The organism is Treponema sp. R6D11 (assembly GCF_054786075.1).
In genome coordinates, this window is sequence record NZ_BDHD01001248.1 from 1 (window position 1) to 349 (window position 349).

Genomic DNA, 349 nt, shown 5'->3' on the forward strand with positions numbered 1-349 from the left:
TTCCTTCCCTATAGCCCAGTTCCCCTTTGCATACGTTGGGATCGTAGCCCTCTTCCAGAAACAGCCTTAAATTGTTTACGCCTTCATTGTACACTGCCAGATATAAATCCAGTTGGCGTTGGGCTTCTTCAAATTTTAATAAATTTTTCTGCTTTTCTTCTTCTGTTTCTTCAGGTTCTTTTTTTTCGCTGAACGCCCACAAAAGTATTTCAATCCCGTCCTTTATGGTGCACGAGCTTAAAAACATAAGAAAAAATATAATTATGATATAACGCTTCTTTTTCATGGTTACTTCCCGTAAACTATGACCACGGATTTGCTATGTCTTTCAGGTATGGTTATTTCTTCC

Annotated in this window: 1 protein-coding gene; it reads right to left on the reverse strand. The window is 38.1% G+C overall.

The genetic code is table 11. The features are described 5' to 3' along the window. Window positions 1-286 (reverse strand): hypothetical protein (locus ACYVTD_RS18300; protein WP_461249025.1); only part of this gene is annotated, 286 nt, incomplete at its 3' end. Window positions 287-349: the final 63 nt, after the last annotated feature.